This is a genomic window from Cupriavidus sp. JZ107, assembly GCF_053903255.1.
Map to the genome: position 1 here is coordinate 2,780,284 of NZ_CP096481.1, position 26,334 is coordinate 2,806,617.

Genomic DNA, 26,334 nt, shown 5'->3' on the forward strand with positions numbered 1-26,334 from the left:
GGATGGAGCGAACTCGGAACGGGATGGTGTGCGTGGTTCAGGTGATCATCGGGTCAGTGGTCCGACGCGGCCTTGGCGGCGAGGCGCAGCCGGCTGTGGCGCCGCCGCGCGGGGACCTCGGGTTCGGGCGCCGCGGCCTGCGCGTCCGCGTCCAGCGCCTTCAACGCGGCGCGCTGGCGCAGCAGGTGGGTCTTCATCATCGCCTCGGCGCCTTCGGGATCGCGCGCCTTCAGCGCGGCGAAGACCGACAGGTGCTCGGCGCAGGATTCGTCAATGCGGCCCGGCAGCTGCAGGCTCTTGTGCCGCGACAGCCGCAGCACCTTGCGCAGGTCGCCGATCAACCCGGACAGCCAGCGATTGCCGGCAAGCCGCTGGATCGCCTCGTGGATCTGGTAATTGGTTTCGTAGTAGGCGTCGATCTGGCCGGCGCGGGCATAGCGCGCCAGATCGCGATGCAGGTCCTCGAGCGCGTCGAGGTCGGCGGCGGTGGCATTGCGGGCGGCCTCGTAGGCGCAACGGCCTTCGAGCAGCGCCATCAGCGGAAAGATCTCGTCGAGATCCTGCTCGGACAGCTCATTGACGAAGCAGCCGCGGCGCGGCTCGAGCCGCACCAGCCCTTCGGCGGCCAGTACCTTCAGCGCCTCGCGCAGCGGCGTGCGCGAGATGCCGAGCGTGGTGGCCAGGGCCGCTTCGTCGATCCAGGCGCCGGGCACGAGCGTGTGCTCGTCGATCATGGCGCGCAGGCGATCGGCAACTTCGAGATACAGCGCCTGCTGGACGATGCGCATGGGTGCCTCCCGGTGCGATGCATGGACTTTGCGATGGGCGCACCAGCCAGGCAGGCCCTCGCAATAATTCATAATTATGAATAACGGCGAGGGAATGGCAAGGCGTTTCGATGTTGCACAGCGTCATGCTCGCCGCGCCGCGTTTGCAGCGGCACTGACGGGCGACGGCTCAGGGGTTCTGTCGCTTCCGTTGCTTCAGTCGTTTCGGATGCTTCAGTCGCTCGGTTGCTTCGGTCGCTTCAACCGTCGGCCAGGATGCGTCGCGCCCGCTCCAGCACCGGGCGATCGACCATCTTGCCGTCCACCGCGACGGCGGCGCCGTCTGCGGCCGCGGCGGCCTCGACCACGCGCCTGGCCCAGGCCAGTTCCGCCTCGGTCGGCGCGAGACCGGCGTGGACCGGCGCCACCTGGGCCGGGTGGATCAGCAGCTTGGCGCCGAAGCCGAAGGCGCGCGCACGCGCGGTCTCGGCCGCCAGCACCGTGGTATCGCCGAGCGCGGTGCAGACGCCGTCCACCGGCGCAGGCAACCCGGCCGCGCGCGAATGCAGCACCAGCAGGCTGCGGAACGCATGCAGCGGCTCGCCCTCGTCGCCGACGCCAAGATCTCCCATCAGGTCGATGCTGCCGAACAGCAGCCGGACCACGCCGGGCTGCGCGGCCAGTTGCGCGAGTTGGGTGAAGCCGGCCGCGGTCTCGAGCAGCGCGTGGCATTGCACGGCCGGCAGCGCCTGCCGCAGCGTCCGCATCGCTTCGGCATCGGCCTTCGGCAGCACCAGCTTGTCGACACCGAGCGTCCGGCACCAGGCGATATCGTCATCGTGGTACGGCGTGCCGGTGGCGTTCACGCGCACCAGCAGCAGCACGCCGGCATTGGCGGCCTGCTGCGCCAGCGCGGCCCAGGACGCACGCAGGCCATCGCGCGCGGCGGCCTTGTCGGCCGGCGCCACCGCATCCTCGAAATCGACGATCACCGCATCGGCTCCGGCGGCCAGCGCCTTGCCGATCCGCTCCGGGCGGTTGGCCGGAACGAACAGGTAGCTGCGCGGCAGCCGCGTGTCCGGAGTCGTCATCGTCGTCGCCATCCCGATCCGCGCCCTCATACCGCGCCGGCCGCGCGCATCGCGGCAACCCGTTCGCCCCCGATGCCGAGCTCGGCCAGGATCGCGTCGGTATGCTCGCCCAGCGCCGGCACCGGGTCCATGCGCGCATCGGCCATGCCGGGCGGCAGCAGCGCGGGGATCGCGCCCGCCGGCGTGTCGACCTGGCGCCAGCGCTGCCGCGCCGCCAGCTGCGGATGCGCCCAGACGTCGGCCATCGTATTGACCTGCGCGTTGGCGATCTTCGCCGCTTCGAGCCGCGCGCCCACCTCGTCGGCACTCCATTGCGAGAACGCCGCGACAATGCGTTCGCGCAGCGCGCCGCGGTTGGCGCTGCGCAGGCTGTTGCTGGCGTAGTCGGCATGCGTCGCGAGCTCGGGCTGCTGCAGCACCAATTCGCAGAACACCGCCCATTCGCGTTCGTTCTGCAGGCCCAGCATCACGGTCTTGCCATCGCCGGTCGGGAACGGCCCGTACGGGTAGATGGTGGCATGCGAGGCGCCGGCGCGCGGCGGCGGGGAAGCGCCATCGAACGCGTAGTACAGCGGGAAACTCATCCACTCGACCATCGATTCCAGCATCGAGATATCGATGCGCTTGCCGCGGCCGGTCTGCCCGCGCTCGATCAGCGCGGCCAGGATATTCGAGTAGGCGTACATGCCGGCGGCGATATCGGCGATCGATGCGCCGGCCTTGACGCCCTCCTCCGGCGTGCCGGTCACCGAGACGAATCCCGACTCGCTCTGCACCAGCAGATCGTAGGCCTTCTTGTCGCGATAGGGACCGTCGGCGCCGTAGCCCGAGATATCGCAGACAATCAGCCGCGGAAAGCGCTCGGACAGCGCGGCATGATCGAGCCCCAGCCGCGCCGCGGCACCCGGGGCGAGGTTCTGCACCAGCACGTCGGCGCGCGAGAGAAGCGCCTCGAGCACCGGCGCCGCGCCGTCGTGCTTGACGTCCAGCGTCAGGCTCTCCTTGCCGCGATTGGTCCAGACGAAGTGCGAGGACAGGCCGCGCACGCGATCGTCGTAGGCCCTGGCGAAATCGCCGGCACCCGGACGCTCGATCTTGATCACGCGCGCGCCGAGATCCGCCAGCTGGCGCGTGCAGAATGGCGCGGCGATGGCCTGTTCGAGGGAAACGACGGTGATGCCTTCAAGCGGTCGGATCATGGCGGTGGCCTGGCGGAGGACGATAGGAAGGAATGGGCGGCCGGGTTGGCCCGATGGCATCAATCTAGCCGCGATCGCCGCCGCGCGGAAATACGGAATCGCGAGCCAGCCATAAGTACAATCAATACCTTCGGCTTTCACTGGTCATTGGGGCGGGACATGGATATCCGGGGCATGCGCTATTTCGTCGCGATCGTCGAGCATGGCAGCCTGACCCGCGCCGCCGAGGTGGCCCACGTCGCGCAGCCGGCCTTGAGCCAGCAGCTGGCCGCGCTCGAAGCCGAGCTGGGCGTGGCGCTGGTGCATCGCGGCGCCAAGGGCGTCAAACCCACCGAGGCCGGCCGCACGCTGTACCGGCACGCGCGCTCGATCCTGAAACAGGTCGACATGGCGCGGGCCGACGTCAAGGTCGCGGGGGCGGACATCGCCGGCAACGTGGCGATCGGCCTGCCGACCACCGCCGCCGCGGCCTTCGGCATGCCGCTGGTGCGGGCGGTACGCGAACGCTATCCGGGCGTGCGCCTGCAGCTGTTCGAGAGCATGAGCGGCTATATCGCGGAGCTGCTGAACAACAACCGGCTCGATTTCGCGATCCTGTTTCGCGAAACGCCGTCGCGCGCGGTCGAGCTCGAGCCGCTGGCCAGCGAGGCCCTGTATCTGGTCGGCACGCCGCCGATCGCCGTGGAATCGAAGCGGCGTCGCGCCGCATCGGGCAAGGAAGCGACCATTGCGTTGAAGTCTCTGGCCGATATTCCGCTGGTGCTGCCGAGCGGCGCGCAGGGGCTGCGCGAAGTGCTGGAGCAGCACGCCAGCGGCGCCGGCATTCGGCTGCAAGTCGTCGCGGACCTGGACTCGCTGCCGATCCTGCTGCAGACGGCGCGCGAAGGGCTGGCCTGCACGATCCTGCCCGCGTCGTCACTGAGCCGTGAGCCGGACGACGCTGCCCTGCCGACACGGCTGATTCTCCCCGAGCTCGGCCGCACGCTGTCGCTTTGCTGGCCGCGTGCGCTGCCGCGGACCGCCGCGGCCGAAGCGGTGGCCGAGGCGTTGCGCGAAATCGTTGCCGCCAAGATCGCGGAAGGCGGCTCGTTGAAGGCCGCGCGCGCCTAGTGCCGGATTACAGCGAAGGCGACGGCGACGGCGCCGTCGGCGGATCCTGCCTCAATTCCCGCTCCATGATGGCCGCGCGCGAGGCGATAGGCCGGGCGAAGAACCGCATCGCTCTCTCGAGCGTCAGGCCCCGGAAGGTTCGCTGGAACACGGAAGCGCAGACGTCGTCCAGTTGGCGGACCAGCGCGCCGGCCTCGGCAATGGCCGCGTTCCAGACCTGGCTGGCCTCGGCCCGCTCCGTGGGACTCGGCAGATCATCGAAGCGCAGGCTGTTGCCGTCGTCGAACAGCGCGCGTAGCCCGGTCACGTGATTGCCAAGAAACCAGCCGCGTTCCATCGACATCGTGACGGCCAGCTGGTTCATTGCCCGGGCGGTGGCAAAGCGGCCGGCATGCAGGCCGCCCATTTCCTCGAGCGCCAGCATCTCGCTGCGTACCTTTTCCAGCAGCTGGAAGGCGCACAGAGCCTCGACCATGACGTCCTCCTTGTTCCCGGCCCCTTCGATCCGGTTCGGATAGGGCTGCGCGAGCGCCGTCGAAAGGTGCTGCACATATCTCGCCGCCGTCCGTATGCGGCTCTCCGCCCAGGCCCGGCTCGCCTCCCACTGTGGCCGTACGTCAATCGGCGGCGCCTGCACCGCTTGCACTGACTGCACTGCCGAGGTCCCTGGTGCGCCCGCGTCGTCGACGACGTGAGCGGTATCGTGGGCGGTATCGTGAAACGTCTGCGAGGCGCTGTCGCCGATCCCGAGGCCATAGGCGGACGGATCGCCCAGCCCGTCCGGACCCTCCTCCATGTCGACCGAGTTGTACGACCCAATGGTCGAGGTGGATACGGTTCGGCTCAACCTGCGGTCGCTGGCCGGATCGCTTCCATTGTCGACGGACGCGTCGACCGACGTGTCGACCGGCGTCGCGTGCGCGGGGCGCTCCGCCGTGCCCGACGGATTCTTGCGCTCGAAGCCGAGGCGGTGCCAAAGCTGTTCGATCATCTGATCGTGATCCAGGACTTCGTCCCAATCGCTGTCGTCATTGTCCACCACGTCGTCAGGCGCGTCGTCTGCGCTCCGATCGGGGGAGATCAGCTGCGACGATACGGTGCGCGCCAGACCGCCCTGCGCCTGCGCCCGCTCGCTGCCTTGGTCGACCAGGCGCTTGGCCGCATCGCACAGCTTGCTGTCCCGCACTGCCGTGCAAAAGTGGAACGCGCCAATGTCGCTGCCACAGAGTTCCGTCAGCACGTCCAGCGGCAGCGGCGCCGAGAAGCCCGGATTGGCCTCGAGCCAACGGCTCATCCGGTTGCCCAGCTCGTCTATCAGCCGGGCAAGATTCGGCTGCCGGTCAGGAAAGTGGCGATAGGCCTCGGGCCGGGCGAACACTTCCCCCGCGCCGAAGATGGTCGCGATCACGCCCACGGCCGCCGATGCCCCCGTTCCCGCCGCACAGGCCGCGGTCAGCAGGAAGGACCCGCCCAGCGCAACGCCGGTCACGGCCACTGGCCACAGGATCACCGCCAGCGTGACGGCACCGGCAATGCCGAGCAGCGCGCCCACCGCCAGCGCGATGGCCTTGCCGACGCTGCGTTTTTGCACGTGAGGGGCGGTCTCGTCTTGCAGCGACTGAAGCTTGTGCATCAGCGCCTGGCATTGCGCCGCGAGCTTCAGGTTGCGTGCCATCACCACGGCGGTGTGCCGCTCCTGCGCCTGCGCGCCCGCCTCCCATGGCATGGTGGCTCGATGCTCGAGCTGCACGATGTCGCGCGCCGCGCTCAGCAGCGCCTCCAGGTCCTTGCCGCATTCTTCGAGTGTTCTTCTCAGCGGCTGCTTCTGGCTGGCCGGAATGGCCAGCGCGTCGATCGTTCTTTCCAGTCGATGCAAATGCTGTGCGCAGTTCGCTGTCACCGTGTCGCCGATCGCGCCTTCCGCCTGCGCGAGCGTGTCGATCGGCGCCTCGGGAGACGGCGGGCGGGTTCGATCGCCGACATGGTCCCGGATGCCGGAAGTCAGGGATGGAAACAGGGAGGTGGCGATGGCGGGAGCGGACAGCGGCGGCATGATCGGTCGGGAAGCGGGCGGAACGGAGGGAAGAGGAGCGAAGGCGAAGGCGACAACGCAATCGCCGATGCGCCGCAGGATCGCGCAAGTTATGTGCAAAGGCTTTCATAAAACAACAAGCAACTCGCGATAAGTGACACATGTCTCTTGAGCCATGCCAAGCCGTGGACGCATGCTGCTCCTCCGCCCTCTTCCGGAGAACGTCATGCTGACTGCCTTTCCCCCCGCGAAATCGCAACCCGTGGTGGTGCGCTGCGCCGTGCCCGAGGCGCTGCGCATTCGTGACGTGCGGCGGCTATTGCTGGCTCAAGGGGGTTGGCTGCAGTGCGGAAGCGATCGCTTCCGGATCCGTTGGGAAAACCAGCAGATCGTTGTGCGCAGCGCGACAGCCACCAAGCCGCAACGGCAGGCGTTGGCCGCGCTGCTGACCGAGAGGTATCACGAACGGTTCGACGACCGCTTCCACTGGAAAAAAGGCACCGACCAGCGGGTGCGGCTCAATGGCCGGGTCGCCTTCGCGCGTGGCCGCCCGTCCGGGCCGATTGCCTGCCGCCATCTGGCCGTCTTCTGGCTTGGACTCTTCATCGAGGACCGGCCCGACGGCCCCGACTACTCCCGGCTGGCAACCGCACAGGCACTGCGGGACAACGTCCCCGTGGACTACGACTACAGGGTGGTGCCGAACGCGGTGCAGCTCGGCAAGCTGCGTGTGGTGATGAACGGCGACTGGGGCAACGAGTTCGTCGCGCGGCTGGCCGACCTGGAGCGCCGCGGCGAAACGGCCACGACCCTGCTGGTGCTGACACCGGACCATGCGATGGCCGTCGGACTGCGCATCGTGCGTCAGCCGCATCGCACGCTCCATGTCGTCGCCTTCTACGATCCCAACGACACGGCCACGCATCTCGAAGCGCGCTTCGACGACCTGGACGCGGTACGCGCGCTGGAGGCGCGAGGCTTCACCGAGTTCGCGCCCGACTACCCGGCCTTCCTGCCAAAATCCCAGCCCGTGAACACGGTGGACGCCATGCTGATGATCGAGCTGGATATGGCGACGCTGCGGCAGCTGCGCGACATCGACGTGACCCTGCCCGCGCAGCCGCGCCAATTGTCCGGCGCGTTGCCGCCTCTGACGGCCGATGCGTTGTGGTACCTGCTGCGTTATGGCTGCGATGACGCGGTCCGTCAGCTGGCGCCCGCCCTGCGCGCGCTACCTGAGCAGGAACGCATCCAGCGGCTCAGTACCAACCGCTCCACCCAGCTGTTCTACGACATCATGTCGCTCGGCTTGCCATCGTCGGCCAGGCTGTTCGGAGAGCTGATCGCCGACCTTCCGCTGGAGCAGCGGATCCACCTGCTGCAATCGCGGGCGGATTGCGGCACGACGGCGTTCGGTTACGCCGTGAAGGCGGGGCGCACCGAGATGTTCCGGCCATTCCTCGAACTGCTGCAGGCGCTGCTGCCGCCGGACCACCACTACGCCATGCTGGTGGCGGCCATGCCCGACGGCACCTCGGCCCTGTATCACGCGTTCAAGCATGGGCGTTTCGATACGCCGCCGGCGTATGCCGCCGCCTTGTCGTCGCTGCCGCCGATGCTTCTCGCTTCGCTGATGTGCGCCCGTTCGGCCGACAACGAAACGGGCCTGGAGGCGGCCGTGCGGAACGACGATCTGCTGACCGTCGGCAGTGTCGACAAGGTGCTGCCGCTGCTGCCGCCACAGGCCTGCCTCTATCTGCTCAAGCCCGCGTGGCGGCTGATTCGGCGGCTGAACGCGCAGGGGCGCCAGCAGTGGCTCGTCGAACAGAGGATGCGATCGCATCTGGAGCGGTTCGCCCCGTCGCTGCTGCCGGGCAACGGCAGCGGTCGCGGCGGCCGCGCCAAGGCGCCCTCCAAAGGGTGGGTGCGCTGGGACCGGAAACCGGGCTGACGCCGAGCCGCCCTGAACCGCTGTCAGGCCGATTTCCGCCGATATCAGGCCGACAGCTGTGGCTGACGCCGATACGTCCACCACATCATCGCCGCGCCCGCGACGATCATCGGCAGGCTGAGCCACTGCCCCATCGAGAAGTTCAGCGCGAGCAGGCCGAGGAAGTTGTCCGGTTCGCGCGCGAATTCGGCCAGGAAGCGGAACACGCCGTAGCCGAGCAGGAAGGCGCCGGACACCGCGCCCATCGGCCGCGGATGGCGGGCAAACAGCCACAGGATCACGAACAGCGCGACGCCTTCGCCGGCGAACTGGTACAGCTGCGACGGATGGCGCGCGATGTTGTCGCCCGCCTGCGGAAAAATCATGCCCCACGGCAGATCGGTCGGACGGCCCCACAGCTCGCCATTGATGAAGTTGCCGAGCCGGCCCGCGGCCAGCCCGCACGGAATCATCGGCGCGATGAAGTCGGTCACCTCCATCCAATGCCGGCCGCGCACTTTCGAGAACACCCACATCGCGATCACGACGCCGAGGAAGCCGCCGTGGAACGCCATGCCGCCCTCCCACACCTTGAAGATATCGAGCGGATGCGACAGGTAGAACGACGGCTTGTAGAACAGCACGTAGCCGAGGCGGCCGCCGAGAATCACGCCGAGCACGCCATAGAACAGCAGGTCGTCGATATCGCGCGCGCTCCAGCCCTGCGCCGCCACATGCGGCTGGCGCAGCCGGATCCGGCCGAACCACATGAACATGATGAAGCCGGCCAGATACATCAGCCCGTACCAGCGGATCGCCAGCGGGCCCAGATGGATGGCGATGGGATCGAAGTTCGGATGAATCAGCATGCGGGTCTATCGCTTGGCGTTGTCGGAGTTGTCGGATGGATGGAATCGGGATCAGAGCCTGGGCTTCGGCCTGGGCTCGGGCTTCGGCTTTGGACTCGAGTCCGGCCCCGCTAAGCGGCGCTTCGCCGTGCCGCTGCCCGGCCGCGCGGCCGGCGCCAGCGCCGACGCGATCTCGATGAACGAGCGCAGCACCGGACTCGGCCCGGCCGCGCCGTTGTCGCGCCAGGCGAGGCCCGTCTCGATCTGCGGCACCGCGCCGCGCAATGCGAGATAGGACACGCCGGTACGCCGCAGGTTGCATAGCGAGGCGGGCACCAGCGCGACGCCGATGCCGGCGGACACCAGGCTGACGATCGTCTGCATCTGGATCGCTTCCTGCGCGATCACCGGCGCGAAGCCGTCGCGCGCATAGTAACCGGTAATGATGTCATGAAATGCCGGCGCGCTTCGGCGGGGGAACAGGATCAACGGCTCGTGCGCGAAATCGGCCAACGCAACGGCGTCCGAGGGGGCGCCGTCCGCCGGCGCGGGGCGGCCGCGCCTGCCCGGCGGCCGCCAGTCCTGCGGCACGGCCAGCACCAGCGGCTCGCGCACCAGCGGCAGATACGACAGGCCGTGGGGCAAGGCCGGCATCTGCGGGCGGATCACCAGCCCCGCATCGATCTGCCCTTCGGCCAGCGCATCGAGCTGGATATCGCTGGTGGCCTCGCGCAGCTGCAGCTGGACTTCGGGATGCCGCGCGCGAAAGCGCCGCAGCAGGTCGGGCAGGATGCCGTAGTCCGCGGTGCTGACGAAGGCCAGCGACAGCGTGCCGACCTCGCCGCGGGCCAGCCGCTGCGCCAGCGCCGGCAGGCCCGCCGCGTCGGCCAGCACCCGCCGCACTTCGGGCAGCCACTGCTGCCCGGCCGGCGTCAGCGCGACCGAGCGGCGCGTCCGTACGAACAGCTGCACGCCGATCTCTTCCTCCAGCGCCTGGATCTGCTGCGACAGCGGCGGCTGCGTCATGGCCAGGCGCGCGGCGGCGCGGCCGAAGTGCAATTCCTCGGCAACGGTAACGAAATAGCGCAGCTGGCGCAAATCCACGCGGACTCCCGGCGCGGGGACGACCCGCGCTTGATAGGTAAAACGACTCAATAAGGCACGAATAATATATTTGACACACAAAAAGGCAAGCGGCATGCTGTCGGCCACAACAAAGGCAGCGCCCGCGGGCGCGACGCATTCCATCCCCCGGAGATCCCCATGGCCTACAACCGACGCTCGCAGAACATCACGCAAGGCGTGGCGCGCTCGCCCAACCGCTCGATGTATTACGCGCTGGGCTATCAGAAGGAAGACTTCGACAAGCCGATGGTCGGCATCGCCAATGGCCACTCGACCATCACGCCGTGCAACGCCGGCCTGCAGCGCCTGGCCGACGCCGCGGTCGACGCGATCAAGGCCTCGGGGGCCAACCCGCAGATCTTCGGCACGCCGACGATCTCCGACGGCATGTCGATGGGCACCGAGGGCATGAAGTACTCGCTGATCTCGCGCGAGGTCATCGCCGACTGCATCGAGACCGCGGCGCAGGGCCAGTGGATGGACGGCGTGGTCGTCATCGGCGGCTGCGACAAGAACATGCCCGGCGGCATGATCGCGCTGGCGCGCACCAATGTGCCGGGCATCTACGTCTACGGCGGCACCATCAAGCCGGGCAACTGGAAGGGCAAGGACCTGACCATCGTGTCCTCGTTCGAGGCCGTCGGCGAGTTCACCGCGGGCCGGATGAGCCAGGAGGACTTCGAGGGCGTCGAGAGGAACGCCTGCCCGTCAACCGGCTCGTGCGGCGGCATGTATACGGCCAACACGATGAGCTCGTCCTTCGAGGCGCTGGGCATGTCGCTGCTGTATTCGTCGACGATGGCCAACCCGGACCAGGAGAAGGTCGACAGCGCCGCGGAATCGGCGCGCGTGCTGGTCGAGGCGATCAAGCAGGACATCAAGCCGCGCGACATCATCACGCGCCAGTCGATCGAGAACGCGGTCAGCCTGATCATGGCGACCGGCGGCTCGACCAACGCGGTGCTGCACTACCTGGCGATCGCGCATGCGGCCGAGGTCGAATGGACGATCGACGATTTCGAGCGGATCCGCCGCAAGGTGCCGGTGATCTGCAATCTGAAGCCGTCGGGCCAGTATGTCGCCACCGACCTGCATCGCGCCGGCGGCATTCCGCAGGTGATGAAGATCCTGCTGAACGCCGGCCTGCTGCACGGCGACTGCCTGACGATCACCGGCCGCACGCTGGCCGAGGAACTCGAGCACGTGCCCGACCAGCCGCGTGCCGACCAGGACGTGATCCTGCCGATCGACAAGGCGCTGTACAAGGAAGGCCATCTGGCCATCCTGAAGGGCAATCTCGCCGAGGAAGGCGCGGTGGCCAAGATCACCGGCCTGAAGAACCCGGTGATTACCGGCCCGGCGCGCGTGTTCGACGACGAGCAGAGCGCGATGGATGCCATCCTGGCCGACAGGATCCAGGCGGGAGACGTGCTGGTGCTGCGCTACCTGGGCCCGAAGGGCGGCCCCGGCATGCCGGAGATGCTGGCGCCGACCTCCGCCATCATCGGCAAGGGGCTCGGCGAATCGGTCGGCTTCATCACCGACGGCCGCTTCTCGGGCGGTACCTGGGGCATGGTGGTCGGCCACGTCGCACCGGAAGCGTTTGTCGGCGGCACCATCGCGCTGGTCCAGGAAGGCGACTCGATCACGATCGATGCGCACCGGCTGCTGCTGCAGCTGAACGTCAGCGACGACGAACTGGCGCGCCGCCGCGCCGCCTGGAAGCAGCCGGCGCCGCGCTATACGCGCGGCGTGCTGGCCAAGTTTTCCAGGCTGGCATCGACGGCCAGCAAGGGGGCCGTCACCGACTGAACCCGGGCGGCGGGCGGTGGCAAGCACCGCCTGGCCCGCCTGATCGGCCCGACCGGTCCGATTCCATCCGATCCGAAGCCTGCGCGCCCGCGGGCTTCTTTTTTGCGGCTCGCGCCGCGGCGTTTTCACGCCATTTCATTACCGCAGCCATCACGATGCCCACATACCGTTCCAAAACCTCCACCGCCGGCCGCAACATGGCAGGCGCGCGCTCGCTGTGGCGCGCGACCGGCATGAAAGACGAGGACTTCTCCAAGCCGATCATCGCGGTGGTCAATTCGTTCACCCAATTCGTGCCCGGTCACGTGCACCTGAAGGACCTGGGCCAGCTGGTCGCGCGCGAGATCGAGGCCGCGGGCGGCGTCGCCAAGGAATTCAACACCATCGCGGTCGATGACGGCATCGCGATGGGCCACGACGGCATGCTGTACTCGCTGCCCAGCCGCGACATCATCGCCGACTCGGTCGAGTACATGGTCAACGCGCACTGCGCGGACGCGATGGTCTGCATCTCGAACTGCGACAAGATCACCCCGGGCATGCTGATGGCCGCGATGCGGCTGAACATCCCGGTGATCTTCGTCTCGGGCGGTCCGATGGAGGCCGGCAAGACGCGGCTGGCCAACCCGGTCACCAAGGCCATCGAATTCAAGAAACTGGACCTGGTCGATGCGATGGTGATCGCGGCCGACCCGTCCTACTCCGACGCCGACGTGGCCGAGGTCGAACGTTCGGCCTGCCCGACCTGCGGCTCCTGCTCGGGCATGTTCACCGCCAACTCGATGAACTGCCTGACCGAGGCGCTGGGCCTGTCGCTGCCGGGCAATGGCACGGTGGTGGCGACCCATGCCGACCGCGAGCAGCTGTTCAAGCGTGCCGGCCGCCGCATCGTGGAACTGGCCCGCCAGTACTACGAGCAGGACGACGCGCGCGTGCTGCCGCGCTCGGTCGGCTTCAAGGCCTTCGAAAACGCGATGACGCTGGACATCGCGATGGGCGGCTCGACCAACACCATCCTGCATCTGCTGGCGATCGCGCGCGAAGCGGAGATCGACTTCACGATGGCCGACATCGACCGTCTGTCGCGGGTCGTGCCGCAGCTGTGCAAGGTCGCGCCCAACACCAACAAGTACCACATCGAGGATGTGCACCGCGCCGGCGGCATCATGGCCATCCTGGGCGAACTCGAGCGCGCCGGCAAGCTGCATACCGACGTGCCGACCGTGCATGCGCCGACGCTGAAGGACGCGCTCGAGCAATGGGATATCGTCCGCACCCGCGACGAGGCGGTCCGCAACTTCTATCTGGCAGGACCGGCCGGCATTCCGACCCAGGTGGCATTCAGCCAGAACACGCGCTGGCCGAGCCTCGATCTGGACCGGGCCGAGGGCTGCATCCGCTCGTACGAGCATGCGTTCTCGAAGGAAGGCGGGCTGGCGGTGCTGACCGGCAATATCGCGGTCGACGGCTGCGTGGTCAAGACCGCCGGCGTCGACGAGAGCATCCTGGTATTCGAAGGCACGGCCCACGTCACCGAATCGCAGGACGAGGCGGTCGAGAACATCCTGAACGACAAGGTCAAGGCCGGCGACGTGGTCATCGTCCGCTATGAGGGCCCGAAAGGCGGGCCTGGCATGCAGGAGATGCTGTATCCGACCAGCTACATCAAGTCCAAGGGCCTGGGCAAGGCCTGCGCGCTGCTGACCGACGGCCGCTTCTCGGGCGGCACCTCGGGCCTGTCGATCGGCCACTGCTCGCCGGAGGCGGCGGCCGGCGGCGCGATCGGACTGGTGCGCGACGGCGATCGGATCCGCATCGACATCCCGAATCGCAGGATCGACGTGCTGCTGTCGGACGAGGAACTGGCACGCCGCCGCGAGGAGCAGGACGCCAAGGGCTGGAAGCCGGCCAAGCCGCGTCCCCGCAAGGTCTCCGCGGCCCTGAAGGCTTATGCCAAGCTGGTGATGTCGGCCGACAAGGGCGCGGTGCGCGACCTGTCGCTGCTGGACGACTGAGCCGGAGCTGACGCGCCGCAAGGCCGCCCTGCGGGGCGGCTTTTTTTTGATTCATCGAGGATCGGCGCAGCGGCAGGCTTCAGCCGCCGGATACCGTCCGCTCGATCAGCCTGACCATCGCCGCGCGGATGGCGGCCGGGTCGTCCCCGGCGTCGATCGCCAGCGCGGCACGGTCGAAGGCCGCCGACAGCAGCGTGGCCAGCGCGTCCACCGTCAGCGGCGGCGCGATGCGCGGGCCCAGCGCCGCCGCCAGACCCTCGCGCAACGTGCGGCCGGCGTGGGCCTGATCCAGGGCCAGGCTCTCGCCGGCCCCCAGCACCGCCGGACCATCGAGCAGCAACAGCCGCGTGCGTCCGGCCACGGACATCGCATCGAGATAGGCCTCGCTGCCGGCGATCAGCGCCTTGCGGGGCGAGCGCGTGGCCGGCGCGGCGCGCTCGATCTCGTCGGCCACCGCCCTCGCCTCCTCTTCCAGCACCGCGCGAAACAGCGCGCGCTTGTCGTCGAAGTGGTGATACAGCGCGCCGCGGGTGATGCCGGCCGCGGCGACGATCTCCGGGGTCGAGGTATCGGCATATCCCTTGTCGATGAACAGCGCGCGCGCGGCGGCCAGCAAGGCGCCCCGCGTCGCCTCGGTGCGTTCACGATTGGTCCGTGGCATTGTTCTTTGCATACATGCAGCCTGTATGTTATAACGACAGAAAAGATACAGACTGCATGTTAATCCAATCCGGCCGCAACCCGACAATTTGCCGACGCGGCCACACCGAAATGGAGTCCGTCATGAAGATCACCAGCTTCTACCCCGTCATCCAGACCGCCGATGTGGCCGCCACCGCCGCCTTCTACCAGACGCATTTCGGTTTCAAGGCGTTGTTCTCCAGCGACTGGTACTGGCATCTGCAGTCGGCCGACGATGCCGGCGTCAACCTGGCCGTGCTCGACTACCGGCACGAGACCATCCCGGCGGGCAGCCGCGCGCCGGTGGCCGGGACGATCCTGAACTTCGAGGTCGAGGACGTCGACACGTTGTACGTCCAGCTCCAGCAGGCCGGCCTGCCGATCCGGCTGGCGCTTCGGGATGAGCCCTTCGGCCAACGGCATTTCATCACCGCCGACCCCAACGGCGTGCTGATCGACATCATCAAGCCGATTCCGCCCTCCCCCGAGTTCGCGGCCCAATACGACCCGCAGGCGATGCCGGGCTGATTCCGCCGGCGGGCGGTATCATGGCCCGGTGATCGGCGGCCGCGAGCAATGCGCGGCCCCCGGCGGCCTTCGAAACCGCAAGGAGGGATCATGACGACAGTGATGTTGATTGGCGCGCCTACCGATGTCGGCGCCAGCACGCGGGGCGCGTCGATGGGACCGGAGGCGATGCGCGTCGCCGATATCGCCGGCGCCCTGCTGCGCAATGGGCTTGACGTCGTCGATGGCGGCAACCTGTCCGGCCCGGCCAATCCCTGGCATCAACCGATCGATGGCATGCGGCATCTCGACGAAGTGGTCGCGTGGAATCGCGGCGTGTTCGATGCCTGCTACGGCTGCCTGCAGGACGGGCGCTTCCCGCTGCTGCTCGGCGGCGACCATTGCCTGGCGATCGGCTCGATCAGCGCCGCCGCACGCCATTGCCGCGACACCGGCAAGAAGCTGCTGGTGCTTTGGCTGGACGCGCACGCCGACGCCAATACCGGTTCGACCAGTCCCACCGGCAACATCCACGGTATGCCCGTCGCATGCCTGTGCGGCGATGGTCCCGCGCCATTGATTTCGCTCAGCGGCACGGTGCCGGCCGTCAAGCCCGAGCATATCCGGCAAGTTGGCATCCGCAGCGTCGACGCCGAGGAGAAACGGCGGCTGCGGGAGCTGAACCTGGCCGTCTTCGACATGCGCTATATCGACGAAAACGGCATGCGGCATACGATGCAGAACGCGCTCGCCGGCATCGACGACAACACCCACCTGCACGTCAGCTTCGACGTGGACTTCCTCGACTGCAGCATCGCGCCGGGCGTCGGCACGACGGTGATGGGTGGTCCGACCTATCGCGAAACGCAGCTCTGCATGGAGATGATCGCGGACACCGGCCGGCTCGGATCGCTGGACGTGCTCGAGCTCAATCCGGCCTGCGACGTCCGCAACCAGACCGCCCGGCTGATGGTCGATTTCCTCGAGAGCCTGTTCGGCAAATCGACGCTGATACGCCAGTGAGGCGTTACAGCCCGGGGCCGCCTCGTCCGGGAGGCACGCCCCCGATGCATCTCGCGCGGGCGGCCGCACGCTAGCAGAGAAACACCTCACCAAGGCTCGTCGCATATAGCACGCGGCGTGCCCAATCCTGAATCTGTTCCACCGACGACGCAAGAACCTTGGCGACGATGTCCTCTGGCAAGGGGCCGAAGCGTTGGTCGAGCAGCGTGATCAATAGCGTGGCCTCGGCCCGAGCCGCTACCTCCGCTTCAATTTCCGCCTTGACCTCCGCTGCTATTTCGGCCCGGAGTTCCGCATTGACCTCAGCTGTGACCTTCCGCTTGATATCGCGCTCCAAGCGGCGCGCCCACTTTCCATAGCCTGCCGACAATTCCATATCCAGCTCCATCAGGTTGCGAACTTCGTTGAGATCCAGCGCGGCGGCGCTGAAGTTGGCGGCTCGCGCCGCGACCCATGCGCTCAGCGCCGTGTCGAGCGCGGCATTGCCTTGCGCCAGTTCCCTGGCCAGCCGCAACGGCGCGAACACGGCTTCGACCGTCCTTGCCTGTTCGAGCCGCATCAGCACGGCGACGAGATTGCGCTGCGTCGCCAGTTCCGAATCGGTATAGGTCGTACGGTCGATCAGGCAGTACTGCAGCCTCGGCTGGTGCGCGCCGACGCGCCCTGGTACCGGCGGAATCATCTCCGCGATGTCCGTCGGCGTCCGCCATCGCGCGGTACCGTTGTAGAACACGATCGGAAACACCAGCGGATATTGGTGCCATTGCTTGCCGCGGCATCGCCGGCTGACATCGCGATAGAACATGCCGACATAGGCCAGCATGCGTGCGGCCATGTGCGGATCGTGACTGCTCTGGAATTCGATCAGCAAATGGACCGGCTGCTGCTGTCCGGGCACGCGCAGCCGCCAGACCACATCGTTGATGCCCACCCGCAGGCCGTCCGACACGTGGTGGGTCGGCACCATTTCCATGGAGTCGAAGTCGGCTGTCTGCAGCCACGGATCCGAGATGAAGTCGCGGATCAGGTCGCGGACGACCTCGCGGAAAGCGAACAGCAGCTTGTAAGAGGCGTCGTGATGATGGGCCGGCGGACGCAGCGTGTCGCCATTCGGCTCGTCGCCTGGCTCGCATACGTCGAGGCAAGTGGGCCCGGGCAAGCGCCACGGCAGATTGCGATCGAGGCCGTCATACGTGGACGGAATGCGGGAATGGCCGGTGGGATGGCGCAGGGGACCGTACAGTGGATAGCGGCCGGCATGCCCGGCATGGCGGTCGACGGGACGGTCGGCGGAATGTCGGCCTGAGTGGCGCGGCGCACGCGGCCGCGGCTGGCGAGCGGAGTAGTCGAGCATTTGGCAAGAGCACCTGAGAGGCTGAAGGAGGAACAACGGGACACGGCGAGAGCCGATGTCGTAAGTTGCCAGCCTATTGGCTACGGTGCTTGCCTGAAATGCCGCGAAGTTAACTGGCGGTGTCGACTATAGGAAGCGATTGATCAGGGCGATCGGAGGAGGTCGTTGGAGCGACGCGAGTTGGCCGCGGACGCGGCGCCCGCGGCGACGCTACGCGCCGGCGTCGCCGCCCTGCTGGCGTTGGCCGATGTCGTGGTGCGCCAGCGGATAGCCTCGCTCGCGATATTGGCGATAGCGCTCGCGGCCTGCCGCGCGATCGTCGGCGTCGCCGCCGACCACTTCGATCATCCGTTCGAAGCTGGCGAACTGCAGCGGGATCCTTGTATCCAGGTTGATCAGCAGTTCGTGGTGCGGCACCGCGTCGAGCGCGGCCGCCAGCACGATCGGCGTTTCCGCCGCGTGCGGGCTGTCGAGCCCGCAGTGCGGCAGGAAGTCCAGCGCCGAGAAGGTCCACAGCTGCGCATCGAGCCGCGCCAGCACCGCCGGCTCGGCATGCACGACGATCTTCTGCCCGGCCCCGTAGGCCTTGCGGATCAGCCGGCAGACATAGCCGAGCTTGTCCGGCACGTTGCTGTGGAAGTCGATGCGCGTCATGGGTCGGGGATCAGCCGGCGCGGTCCATCAGGAATTGCGTCAGCAGCGGCACCGGGCGGCCGGTGGCGCCCTTGGCCGCGCCGCTCTTCCATGCGGTGCCCGCGATATCGAGGTGGGCCCAGTCGTACTTGTCGGCAAAGCGCGCCAGGAAGCAGGCCGCGGTCACGCTGCCGGCCGGACGCCCGCCGATGTTCGCCATGTCGGCGAAGTTGGACTTGAGCTGCTCCTGGTAGTCGTCGTCCAGCGGCATCCGCCAGGCGCCGTCCATCGCCTTGCGGCCGGCCTGCACCAGCTGGTCGGCCAGCGCGTCGCTGCGCGCGTACAGGCCGCTGTTGACGTGACCGAGCGCGATGATGCAGGCGCCGGTCAGCGTGGCCACGTCGATCACCGCAGCCGGCTTGAAGCGCTCGACATAGGTCAGCGCGTCGCACAGGATCAGCCGGCCCTCGGCATCGGTGTTCAGGATCTCGATGGTCTGGCCGGACATGCTGGTCACCACATCGCCCGGCTTGGTGGCGGTGCCGCTCGGCATGTTCTCGCAGGTCGGCACCACGGCGATGACGTTCAGCTTCAGGCCCATCTCGGCCACGGCCTGCAGCGTGCCGAGCACCGAGGCGGCGCCGCACATGTCGTACTTCATCTCGTCCATGCCCTCGCCCGGCTTCAGCGAGATGCCGCCGGTATCGAAGGTGATGCCCTTGCCCACCAGCACCACCGGCGCCTGGCGCGCGCCGCCGCCGTCGTAGCGCAGCACGATGAATTGCGGCGGCTCGGCAGTGCCCTTGGTGACCGCGAGGAAGGCGCCCATCTTCAACGCCTCGATCTGCTTGCGGCCCAGCACCTCGACCTTCAGCTTGAAGCGGCGTGCGATCGAACGCGCGGTGTCGGCCAGATAGGTCGGCGTGCAGATATTGGAAGGCAGGTTGCCCAGGTCCTTGGTCAGCTCCATGCCGTTGGCGATCGCCACGCCGCGCACCACGGCCTGGTTGGCGGCCTTGGCTTCGGCCGCATCGACGGCCAGCACGACCTTGCGCAGGCCGAGGGCCTTGTCGTTGTTCTTGGCGCCGTTGCGCTTGAGCTCGGGATGGCGCTCCAGCAGCCGGTAGCCGGCCTCGCGGATCAGCGTGACGGTGGTGATCACGCGCCAGCCGATATCGCGGGTCGCGCCCTCGGCGCCGGGCCCTGCCGCGCGCGGAGCCGGCTGGGCGAGGCACCACAGCACGTTGGCGGCACGCGTGCCGCTCAACGCACGCAATGCGGTCCGTACCGCATCGGCGAAGGCCTTGTCGCCGAACTCCGCCTCCTTGCCCAGGCCGACCAGCAGCACGCGGGCGGCGCCGATGCCGGCGACCTCGTGCAGCACCAGTTGCGAATTGCGCTTGCCCTCGAAGTCGCCGAGCTTGATCAATCTAGCCACCAGGCCCTTGGTCGCGGCGTCCAGCGCCTTGGCGACGCCGTCCAGGCTCTGGCCCTCGAACACGCCGACCACCAGGCAATCGGTCTTGGTCGCCAGGAAACCATTCTGGCCCGCTTTGCTCAAATCAAGGGCTTTTGTGCTAAATTCCATCGCGCTTCCTTCCAGGGGCTCGTTTAGAACGAAAGCCTCCATTATCCGCGATTTTGCTTCGCGAACTTTTGGCAGTCACTTCCGCAGCGACTGGCCGCCGCTGGCCTGCAGCGCTGACGCCGTACCCTTCGTCAGCCGCCGGCGTGCGCCGCCGCCGCGCTGGCCGGCAGCCCGGGACCGACATCGCATGATTTTTCAACAAGCCTTGCGACGCGAGCTCGCCTACACCGCCGGCGCGGTGTTCCTGGTCATGCTGACCTTCATGCTGACCTCGCTCGTGATCCGTATTCTCGGCATGGCCGCCACCGGCCGCGCCAGCCCCAACGACGTGCTGATGCTGATCGGCCTGGCCGCGCTCGGCTACCTGGCGATCCTGCTGTGCGCGACGTTGTTCATCTCCACGCTGATCGTGCTGACGCGCTGGTACAAGGACTCCGAGATGGTGGTCTGGTTCTCGGCCGGCCTGTCGCTGCGCGACTTCATCAAACCCGTGCTGCAGTTCGCCGCGCCCTTCGTGCTGCTGGCGCTGTTCCTCGGCGCCTTCGCCTGGCCCTGGGCCAACCAGCAGAGCGCGCTGTTCCGGGACCGCTTCCAGCAGCGCGGCGTGCTGTCGATGATCGCGGCGGGCCGCTTCATCGAACCGGCCAACGGCAACTACGTGCTGTTCATCGAGAGCATCGACGGCGATATGCGCCATGCGCGCAACGTCTTCGTCGCCAACGCCGAGGCCGGCAAGGTCGGCGTCGCGCTGGCCCATCAGGGCCAGTTCGAGACCATGCCGAACGGCGACCGGCTGGTGGTGATGGAGGACGGCCGCCGCTATGCCGGCACCCCGGGCAAGCTGGACTACCGCATCGTCGAGTTCGACCGCTATGCGGTCAAGGTCGACAGCAAGCCGCCCGAGAGCGACGCCAACCTGCCGGTCAAGAGCCGCGACACGATCGAACTGCTGCGCAACCCGACCAACGAGAACCTGGGCGAGCTGATCTGGCGGCTGTCGCTGCCGATCCTCGCCTTCAACTTCGTGCTGATCGCGATCCCGCTGGCCTATGTGAACCCGCGTCTGGGCCGCTATACGCCGCTGGTGTTCGCCGTGCTGATCTACCTGACCTACAGCAACCTGATCAACCTGTCGCAGGCCTGGGTCCGTTCCGGCTCGCTGCCGTTCGGGCTCGCCTGGTGGCCGTTCCACCTGCTGGCCTTCCTCGGCGCGGTGATGCTGTTCCGCTATCGCCAGCGCTACAGCCTTGGCGGCTGGCGCGCGGTGTTCGGGCTGCGCCGCCGCACCCCGCAGGGAGACCTGGCATGAGGGTGCTGCACGTCTACGAGCGCTACTTCGGCCGGCTGATCTACGGCGTCTTCGCGTTCATCCTGTTCGCGGTGCTGGCGCTGTTCGTGTTCTTCGACATGCTCAACGAGCTGGAGAACGTGACCGCGGGCTACACCTCGCTGGTCGCCTTCTTCCACGTCGTGCTGCAGGCGCCGACGCGGATCTACGAGGTGCTGCCGATCGCGGCGCTGATCAGCGCGATCTATGTGTTCTCGCAGCTGGCCAGCCAGTCCGAATACACGATCTTCCGCGTGGCGGGCCTCAACACGCGGCAGGCGCTGTTCTCGCTGTTCAAGCTGGCGATTCCACTGGCGATCGCGACGTTCCTGTTCGGCGAGTTCATCGGCCCGAAGACCGAGCAGTACGCGCAGAAGGTCAAGCTCGATTCGCTGGGCGCGACGGTTTCGTCGGGCTTCCGCTCGGGCGTCTGGGTCAAGGACCGCGGCAAGGATCCGGCCACCGGGGGCGAGCTGACCCGCTTCGTCAACGTGGCGGGCCTGAAGCCCGACCAGACCATCAACGGCGTGACGATCTACGAATTCGACGCCGACTACCGCCTCAGCGTGATCCGCGTCGCCGAGGAAGGACGCTACCACGGCGACCAGTCGTGGCAGCTGTCGAAGGTTACCGAGACGCGCTTTGCCGAAGCGCCGCCGCCGGCCGGCGCGCAGCGCGACGGCCTGGCGCCGGCGTTCCGCGCCGAGCGCAAGAGCTTTCCCGACATGACGATGCACTCGGAGCTGACCCCGCAGATCCTGTCGGTGCTGCTGGTCACGCCGGAGCGCATGTCGACGCTGGACCTGTTCCGCTATATCCGCCACCTGCGCGACAACAAGCAGGACACCCAGCGCTACGAGATCGCGTTCTGGAAGAAGGTGGTCTATCCGCTGACGCTGTTCGTGATGATGGCGCTGGCGCTGCCATTCGCCTATCTGCACGCGCGCGCCGGCGCGGTCGGCATCAAGGTGTTCGGCGGCATCATGCTGGGGCTGTCGTTCCACCTGTCCAACACGCTGTTCTCGCACGTGGGCCTGCTGCATACCTGGCCGCCGATCGTGTCGGCGCTGCTGCCGGGCACGCTGTACCTGCTGGTCGCGCTGACGGCGCTGCGCTGGGTCGACCGGCACTGAGCGATGGCCTCGCGCGCCGACCAGCCCAGCGACAAGCCGGCCCGTCAGGCGCTGGTGCTGTTCGCCCACGGCGCGCGCGATGCGCGCTGGCGCGAGCCGTTCGACCGGCTGCACGCGCGGCTGACCGTGATGCTGCCCGATTGCGCGGTGCGGCTGGCCTTTCTCGAACTGATGACGCCCGACCTGCCGGGCACGCTGACGCAGCTGGCCGCGCAGAACGTCGGCGACATCCTCGTGGTGCCGGTGTTTTTCGGCCAGGGCGGCCATCTTCGCCGCGACCTGCCGGCGCTGCTGGACGATTGCCGCGCGCGGCTGCCGGGCGTCACGATCCGCTGCGCGGCGGCGGTCGGCGAGGCCGACAGCGTGCTCGATGCGATTGCCGCCTACTGCGCGGCTGCGCTGGCCGGCGCCGCATCGGCCGACTCGACCAACAAGCGCTCGACCAACGATTCCGCCGATTCCTAGGCGAAGGACTGACGCCGCGGCATCATCGCGTCGCCACGATGAACAGCCGCGGAAACGGCAGCAGCACCACCCCATCGGCCTGCGCCGGATAGGCCTGCGCGATTGCGTCCGTGTAGCGCGCGAGGAAGGCCTCGCGCTGCTCGGCATCGAGCGGCTCGAGGAAAGGCCGCAGCCCCGTTCCCTTCAGCCATTCGACCACCGCCGGCGCGCCTGCCAGCGTGTGGTGATAGGTCGTGCGCCAGATGTCGACGCGCGCGCAGTGCGGCCGCAGCAGATCGTAGTACCAGCGCGCCGGCGGCAACGTGGTGCGCGCGGCGGCCGCCTGAGACAGCGCCTGCGCCCAGGGTCCGTCCGCCGCGACTTCTCGCATCAGCCGGTGGGTCGGCTGGTCGAGGTTGTCGGGCATCTGCACGGCCAGGCTGCCGTTCGGCGCCAGGCGTTGCGCCAGCGACGGGAACAGCGCCTCGTGGTCGGGCACCCATTGCAGCGCGGCGTTGGCGAGCACCAGATCGTACGGCCCCGGATCGTCCCAGGCGCTGATATCGCCCAGCTCGAAGCGGAACTGCGGCAGCCGCTTGCGGGCGGCGTCGATCATGTCCTGCGAGCTGTCGAGGCCGACGACCTGCGCGTCGGGATAACGCGCGGCCAGCGCCTCGGTCGAATTGCCGGGACCGCAGCCCAGGTCGATGGCGCTGCGGACGGTCTGCGTCGGCACCGCGGCAAGCAGCTCGCGCGCCGGACGCGTTCTCTCGTCTTCGAATTGCAGGTATTGATTGGAGGACCAGGTCATGGCGGTTGGCTCCGTGTGGTGTGGTGTGGTGTCGTGTGGCTTGACGTAGCGGCCGAGGGATGGCGCAACGATACACCTGCTCCTCCACGCCTGCATGCCGCGCCCGCCCGGACCGCTGCTGGCATAATCGCCAGCAAAAAACCAGGGAACACCATGACCACAACCCGCGCCGCGCCGCATACCGGCCGCGTCTACCGCTACTACGATCTGGTGATGGTGGCCTTCGTCACCGTGCTGCTTTGCTCGAACCTGATCGGCGCGGCCAAGGCGGCGCAGGTCACGCTGCCCTGGATCGGACCGGTGACCTTCGGCGCCGGCGTGCTGTTCTTCCCGGTCTCGTACATCTTCGGCGACGTGCTGACCGAGGTCTACGGCTACGGCCGCGACCGCCGCGTGGTGTGGGCGGGCTTCGCGGCGCTGGCCTTCGCCACCTTCATGAGCCTGGTGGTGCTGTCGATGCCGGTGGCGCCGTTCATGGCCGACTATCAGAAGAGCCTCGAGGACGTGTTCGGCAATACCTGGCGCATCGCGCTCGGTTCGCTGATCGCCTTCTGCTGCGGCAGCTTCACCAACAGCTACGTGCTCGCGAAGATGAAGCTGTGGACGCGCGGCCGCTGGCTGTGGACCCGCACGATCGGCTCGACGCTGGCCGGCGAGCTGGTCGACTCGTCGCTGTTCTACGTGATCGCGTTCTACGGCATCTGGCCGCTGGAGAAGGTGGTGCAGGTCGCGGTCGCGCAGTACGTGCTGAAGACCGGCTGGGAGGTCGTGATGACGCCGGTCACCTATCGCGTGGTCGGCTTCCTCAAGCGTGCCGAGGACGAGGACTGGTACGACCGCGACACCAATTTCACGCCGTTCCGGTTGCGGGTATAGCGCGGTTGCGTGGTTGCGCGGTTGCGCGGTTGCCGTCGCTCGCACAGCCGCTGGGTCCCCGCCGTCGCGGGGACGACAGCCAAGAAGAAAAGGATCAGGGCACGCGGCGGTCGACTTCGTCCAGCGTCAGCGTCGCCAGGTGGCTGACGTCCGCCCATTGCGCGACGGTCAGCCGGTGGCTGTCGCTGCGCAGACGATTGACGCTGGCATTGAGCAGCTCATGCTCGCGCGGCGCTTCCAGCGTCATGCCCGTGGCCTCGCGATACAGGCAGTCGAGCACGCCGCCGTGCGCCACCAGCGCGATGCGCTCGCCCGGATGCCGGCGCACCAGCGCCAGCACGACCTCGACGGCGCGCTCGTGGAAGTCGCGCAGCGACTCGCCCTGCGGCGGGGCGTAGTCCGGCACGCGGGCCTGCCAGCGGGCGAAGTCCTCCGGCCGGTGCTGCGCGACCTCCGCATAGGTCATGCCCTCGAGCGTGCCGTAGCAGCGCTCGCGCAGTCGCGGCTCCGGCTGTACCGGCACGCCCACGGCCTCCGACAGCGGCGCCGCGGTCTGCATCGCGCGCGACAGGTCGCTCGAGTAGATCGCGTCGATCGGTTCGCCCGCCAGCGAGCCGGCCAGCGCGCGTGCCTGCGCCTGGCCGGTATCGTTCAGCGGGATATCGAGCTGCCCCTGCAGCCGCCGTTCGCGGTTCCAGGCCGTTTCGCCGTGTCGGATCACGATCAGGTGGGTGATGGCCAGCAGCGACTGCGGCCCGGGCGTGAACGTCATGCCGTTTCCTTCGCGCGCGCCGGGAGCGCGCTGTTCTTGCGCTTGCTTTTGATGTGGCGGCCGCGGCGGCGTCAGCCGGCCGACTGCTGCGCCGCCAGTTTCGGATTCAGGGTATAGGTGCCGGTCAGGCTGGCCTGGTCGAGCACGTGGCCCGCGATCGCCTCGCGCACCTGCGCGCCGGTGAAACGTCCTTCGAGCGGCAGGCGGTCCAGATCGAGCGCATAGATCGTGAACACGTAGTGGTGCACGATCGCATCGTTCCACGGCGGGCACGGGCCATCGTAGCCGTAGTAGTCGCCCGCCATGTCCTTGTCGCCGGCGAACCAGTTGGTGTAGTCGTTGACGCCGTGGCGCAGGCCGCCCGCGGCCGCGGTACCGCCGGTCGCCTCCGGACCGGGCTTGCCGCGCGCGATCACGCCGTCGCTGTGCGAGCCGGCCGAGATCGTCGTCAGTCCCGGCGGAATGTCGACCAGCACCCAATGGAAGAAGTCCACGCGCGGCAGGCTGGCCGGCACCTCGCGGCCCTGCTGGTTGACGTCGTCGCCGCGGCTGGGCACGTCGCGATCGTGGCAGATCAGCACGAACGAGCGCGTGCCGGACGGCGCGCCGTCCCAATGCAGATCGGGATTGCGGTTGCTGGACAGCGTGATGTGGTTGGCGGCGTCCGGCACGGCAAAGGCGAACTCGCCGGGAATCGGCGCCATGTCGGCAAAGGCGTTGCTCCAGAGTCTCATGCTTGTCTCCTTGCGCTCAGAGGTTGGCCGCGCGCGGCGGCGTGGATGACGGGGCGGACGGCGGCGGCACGCGCAGCCAGAATGTGACCGGGCCGTCGTTGACCAGGCTGACCTGCATCATCGCGCCGAACTCCCCGGTCTGCACCACGGGGTGGGCGGCGCGCGCGCGGGCGACGAAATGCTCGTACAGGCGGCGGCCATCTTCCGGCGAAGCCGCCGGCGTGAAGCTGGGCCGCGTGCCGCTGTTGGTATCGGCGGCCAGCGTGAACTGCGACACCACCAGCAGGCCGCCGGGCGTGCCCTGGCCGTCGATGTCGCGCACCGGCAGGTTCATCTTGCCGGCCGCGTCCGAAAAGACACGGTAGCCGAGCAGCTTGGCCAGCAGCCGCTCGGCCTCGCCCTCGGTGTCGCCCCGTTCGGCGCAGACCAGCGCCAGCAGGCCGGCACCGATCTCGCCGGTGACACGGCCATCGACCGTGACGCTGGCGCGCGCCACGCGCTGGATCAACGCGATCATCGGCC

24 protein-coding genes are annotated in these 26,334 nt (G+C 68.1%); 10 read left to right on the forward strand and 14 right to left on the reverse strand.

Annotated features, from left to right (window positions below; translation table 11 throughout):
• Positions 1-53: 53 nt before the first annotated feature.
• The 3 genes from M1D55_RS22190 to M1D55_RS22200 form a co-directional block, all read right to left on the reverse strand.
• Positions 54-788 (reverse strand): GntR family transcriptional regulator, encoded by a 735-nt coding sequence (locus tag M1D55_RS22190; RefSeq protein WP_064572677.1) that lies wholly within the window; start codon positions 786-788, stop codon positions 54-56.
• Positions 789-1,027: 239 nt separating this feature from the next.
• A complete protein-coding gene (locus tag M1D55_RS22195; protein WP_456281854.1) occupies positions 1,028-1,858 on the reverse strand; it encodes an HpcH/HpaI aldolase/citrate lyase family protein in 831 nt (276 codons plus the stop codon).
• Between the two features lie 26 nt (positions 1,859-1,884).
• The gene (locus M1D55_RS22200) at positions 1,885-3,057 is read right to left on the reverse strand and encodes a CaiB/BaiF CoA transferase family protein (RefSeq protein WP_456281855.1); all 1,173 of its coding nucleotides are present in this window, start codon (positions 3,055-3,057) and stop codon (positions 1,885-1,887) included.
• 159 nt (positions 3,058-3,216) lie between these two features.
• On the opposite strand from M1D55_RS22200, the gene M1D55_RS22205 reads away from it, so the two are divergent.
• Entirely contained in the window at positions 3,217-4,167 is a 951-nt protein-coding gene (locus M1D55_RS22205; protein ID WP_023263818.1) for a LysR substrate-binding domain-containing protein, read from the forward strand.
• A 7-nt stretch (positions 4,168-4,174) separates the two neighbouring features.
• Here the strand turns inward: M1D55_RS22205 and M1D55_RS22210 are convergent, their stop codons facing one another.
• Entirely contained in the window at positions 4,175-6,220 is a 2,046-nt protein-coding gene (locus M1D55_RS22210) for a hypothetical protein (protein ID WP_456281856.1), read from the reverse strand.
• Between the two features lie 205 nt (positions 6,221-6,425).
• Between M1D55_RS22210 and M1D55_RS22215 the strand changes: the two genes are divergently transcribed.
• Entirely contained in the window at positions 6,426-8,150 is a 1,725-nt protein-coding gene (locus M1D55_RS22215) for a ShET2/EspL2 family type III secretion system effector toxin (RefSeq protein WP_456281857.1), read from the forward strand.
• 44 nt (positions 8,151-8,194) lie between these two features.
• Here the strand turns inward: M1D55_RS22215 and lgt are convergent, their stop codons facing one another.
• Both lgt and M1D55_RS22225 read right to left on the reverse strand, forming a co-directional pair.
• Positions 8,195-8,998, reverse strand: a complete 804-nt coding sequence (lgt, locus tag M1D55_RS22220) for a prolipoprotein diacylglyceryl transferase (RefSeq protein WP_456281858.1) — start codon at positions 8,996-8,998, stop codon at positions 8,195-8,197.
• Between the two features lie 51 nt (positions 8,999-9,049).
• Positions 9,050-10,081: a LysR substrate-binding domain-containing protein gene (locus tag M1D55_RS22225; protein ID WP_456281859.1), complete on the reverse strand. Its 1,032-nt coding sequence runs from the start codon at positions 10,079-10,081 to the stop codon at positions 9,050-9,052.
• Between the two features lie 159 nt (positions 10,082-10,240).
• On the opposite strand from M1D55_RS22225, the gene ilvD (M1D55_RS22230) reads away from it, so the two are divergent.
• Both ilvD (M1D55_RS22230) and ilvD (M1D55_RS22235) read left to right on the forward strand, forming a co-directional pair.
• Positions 10,241-11,914, forward strand: a complete 1,674-nt coding sequence (gene ilvD / locus M1D55_RS22230; protein ID WP_006578834.1) for a dihydroxy-acid dehydratase — start codon at positions 10,241-10,243, stop codon at positions 11,912-11,914.
• Between the two features lie 155 nt (positions 11,915-12,069).
• Positions 12,070-13,929 (forward strand): dihydroxy-acid dehydratase, encoded by a 1,860-nt coding sequence (ilvD, locus tag M1D55_RS22235; protein WP_456281860.1) that lies wholly within the window; start codon positions 12,070-12,072, stop codon positions 13,927-13,929.
• A gap of 79 nt (positions 13,930-14,008) precedes the next feature.
• On the opposite strand, the gene M1D55_RS22240 is transcribed toward ilvD (M1D55_RS22235), so the two are convergent.
• Complete coding sequence (locus M1D55_RS22240) at positions 14,009-14,590, reverse strand: TetR/AcrR family transcriptional regulator (protein ID WP_216599700.1); 582 nt, start codon at positions 14,588-14,590, stop codon at positions 14,009-14,011.
• A gap of 122 nt (positions 14,591-14,712) precedes the next feature.
• On the opposite strand from M1D55_RS22240, the gene M1D55_RS22245 reads away from it, so the two are divergent.
• On the forward strand, positions 14,713-15,138 hold the full coding sequence (locus M1D55_RS22245) for a VOC family protein (protein ID WP_043440026.1): 426 nt from the start codon (positions 14,713-14,715) through the stop codon (positions 15,136-15,138).
• Positions 15,139-15,228: 90 nt separating this feature from the next.
• Positions 15,229-16,140: an arginase gene (gene rocF, locus M1D55_RS22250; protein WP_064572657.1), complete on the forward strand. Its 912-nt coding sequence runs from the start codon at positions 15,229-15,231 to the stop codon at positions 16,138-16,140.
• A gap of 70 nt (positions 16,141-16,210) precedes the next feature.
• Here rocF and M1D55_RS22255 read toward each other — a convergent pair whose 3' ends face one another.
• From M1D55_RS22255 to M1D55_RS22265, 3 genes are all read right to left on the reverse strand, one after another.
• Positions 16,211-17,494, reverse strand: a complete 1,284-nt coding sequence (locus M1D55_RS22255) for an Rpn family recombination-promoting nuclease/putative transposase (RefSeq protein ID WP_456281861.1) — start codon at positions 17,492-17,494, stop codon at positions 16,211-16,213.
• 210 nt (positions 17,495-17,704) lie between these two features.
• Entirely contained in the window at positions 17,705-18,148 is a 444-nt protein-coding gene (locus M1D55_RS22260) for a DNA polymerase III subunit chi (RefSeq protein WP_456281862.1), read from the reverse strand.
• A gap of 10 nt (positions 18,149-18,158) precedes the next feature.
• On the reverse strand, positions 18,159-19,715 hold the full coding sequence (locus M1D55_RS22265; protein WP_064572655.1) for a leucyl aminopeptidase: 1,557 nt from the start codon (positions 19,713-19,715) through the stop codon (positions 18,159-18,161).
• Positions 19,716-19,902: 187 nt separating this feature from the next.
• Between M1D55_RS22265 and lptF the strand changes: the two genes are divergently transcribed.
• Genes lptF through M1D55_RS22280 form a run of 3 tightly spaced genes read left to right on the forward strand, consistent with a single transcriptional unit; the run spans position 19,903 to position 22,640 of the window.
• Positions 19,903-21,024: an LPS export ABC transporter permease LptF gene (gene lptF, locus M1D55_RS22270; protein WP_064572654.1), complete on the forward strand. Its 1,122-nt coding sequence runs from the start codon at positions 19,903-19,905 to the stop codon at positions 21,022-21,024.
• Positions 21,021-22,175, forward strand: a complete 1,155-nt coding sequence (lptG, locus tag M1D55_RS22275) for an LPS export ABC transporter permease LptG (protein WP_006576915.1) — start codon at positions 21,021-21,023, stop codon at positions 22,173-22,175. The genes lptF and lptG overlap by 4 nt, the downstream gene beginning before the upstream one ends.
• Before the next feature lie 3 nt (positions 22,176-22,178).
• The gene (locus M1D55_RS22280) at positions 22,179-22,640 is read left to right on the forward strand and encodes a sirohydrochlorin chelatase (protein ID WP_456281863.1); all 462 of its coding nucleotides are present in this window, start codon (positions 22,179-22,181) and stop codon (positions 22,638-22,640) included.
• Positions 22,641-22,662: 22 nt separating this feature from the next.
• Here M1D55_RS22280 and tam read toward each other — a convergent pair whose 3' ends face one another.
• A complete protein-coding gene (tam, locus tag M1D55_RS22285; protein WP_006576917.1) occupies positions 22,663-23,430 on the reverse strand; it encodes a trans-aconitate 2-methyltransferase in 768 nt (255 codons plus the stop codon).
• Between the two features lie 153 nt (positions 23,431-23,583).
• Between tam and M1D55_RS22290 the strand changes: the two genes are divergently transcribed.
• Positions 23,584-24,306 (forward strand): queuosine precursor transporter, encoded by a 723-nt coding sequence (locus tag M1D55_RS22290; RefSeq protein ID WP_006576918.1) that lies wholly within the window; start codon positions 23,584-23,586, stop codon positions 24,304-24,306.
• A gap of 94 nt (positions 24,307-24,400) precedes the next feature.
• Here the strand turns inward: M1D55_RS22290 and M1D55_RS22295 are convergent, their stop codons facing one another.
• The 3 genes from M1D55_RS22295 to dtd form a co-directional block, all read right to left on the reverse strand.
• Entirely contained in the window at positions 24,401-25,078 is a 678-nt protein-coding gene (locus M1D55_RS22295; protein WP_064572646.1) for a histidine phosphatase family protein, read from the reverse strand.
• Positions 25,079-25,149: 71 nt separating this feature from the next.
• On the reverse strand, positions 25,150-25,812 hold the full coding sequence (locus M1D55_RS22300) for a YbhB/YbcL family Raf kinase inhibitor-like protein (protein ID WP_006576920.1): 663 nt from the start codon (positions 25,810-25,812) through the stop codon (positions 25,150-25,152).
• Between the two features lie 16 nt (positions 25,813-25,828).
• The gene (dtd, locus tag M1D55_RS22305; protein WP_006576921.1) at positions 25,829-26,329 is read right to left on the reverse strand and encodes a D-aminoacyl-tRNA deacylase; all 501 of its coding nucleotides are present in this window, start codon (positions 26,327-26,329) and stop codon (positions 25,829-25,831) included.
• Between the last annotated feature and the right edge of the window lie 5 nt (positions 26,330-26,334).